Source organism: Mesorhizobium sp. B2-3-12 (assembly GCF_006442205.1).
GTDB lineage: Bacteria > Pseudomonadota > Alphaproteobacteria > Rhizobiales > Rhizobiaceae > Mesorhizobium.
The window spans coordinates 1-1,260 of sequence record NZ_VFVR01000034.1 but is presented as its reverse complement, the minus strand read 5'-3'; the positions used below and the strand labels follow the sequence as shown (position 1 = coordinate 1,260).

Annotated in this window: 1 protein-coding gene; it reads left to right on the top strand. The window is 66.7% G+C overall.

What is annotated here, in order from left to right; translation table 11 throughout:
• Positions 1–1,260: hypothetical protein (locus FJ948_RS30430; RefSeq protein ID WP_210242298.1), on the top strand; the 1,260-nt coding region annotated here is incomplete at both ends.

Below are 1,260 nucleotides of genomic sequence, written 5' to 3'. Positions count from 1 at the left end.
CGACGACGTGCCGACGGCCCATGACGAAGCCTCGCAAGCGGTTGTGGAAGGTGCCCCGGCGGTGACGGGGACACTGGACTTCGTCGCAGGCGCCGACGGCGCGACAGTGACGCATGTCAACGGCACGCCGCTGACCTTCGATCCCGGCACCGGCTATTCGCAGTCGATCGACATCGGCGCGGGCACCATCCAGGTGAAGGCGGACGGATCCTATTCGTTCACGGCCGATGCCTCGGTCGACAACAGCGGCGGTCCCGTGGCGGTCAACGCGACCTACACGGTGACGGACGGCGACCACGATACTTCGACGGCCAACATCGCCTTCACGGTCACGGATGGCGCGGGTCCGACCGCGGGCGCTCCAATCACCCTGGCGCTCGACGACCAGAACCTGAGTGACGGCTCGACGCCGCTCGGTCCGGACTCTGCCTCTAACTCGATCACCTTCACGCCGGGCTCGGACGCGATCACCTCGATCGTCTTCGGCACCGACCTGGGCGGGCTAAACACGGCAAACCTGACCTGGACCCGGGTGTCGGACACCCAGGTCGTCGGCAAGGACGGCGCCGTGACCGTGGTGACGCTGGATCTATCGGTCGCCAGCAATGTGGCGACGGTGACGGCGACGCTGAACAACAATTACGACGCACATCCCGGCATCAATCTCGACGACCTGGTCGATCTGGGCCATGTCGGCGTGGTCGCCACCGATACCGACGGCACCCAGGCGACCGGCACGGTCAACCTGACAGTGTCCGACGACGTGCCGACGGCCCATGACGAAGCCTCGCAAGCGGTTGTGGAAGGTGCCCCGGCGGTGACGGGGACACTGGACTTCGTCGCAGGCGCCGACGGCGCGACAGTGACGCATGTCAACGGCACGCCGCTGACCTTCGATCCCGGCACCGGCTATTCGCAGTCGATCGACATCGGCGCGGGCACCATCCAGGTGAAGGCGGACGGATCCTATTCGTTCACGGCCGATGCCTCGGTCGACAACAGCGGCGGTCCCGTGGCGGTCAACGCGACCTACACGGTGACGGACGGCGACCACGATACTTCGACGGCCAACATCGCCTTCACGGTCACGGATGGCGCGGGTCCGACCGCGGGCGCTCCAATCACCCTGGCGCTCGACGACCAGAACCTGAGTGACGGCTCGACGCCGCTCGGTCCGGACTCTGCCTCTAACTCGATCACCTTCACGCCGGGCTCGGACGCGATCACCTCGATCGTCTTCGGCACCGACCTGGGCGGGCT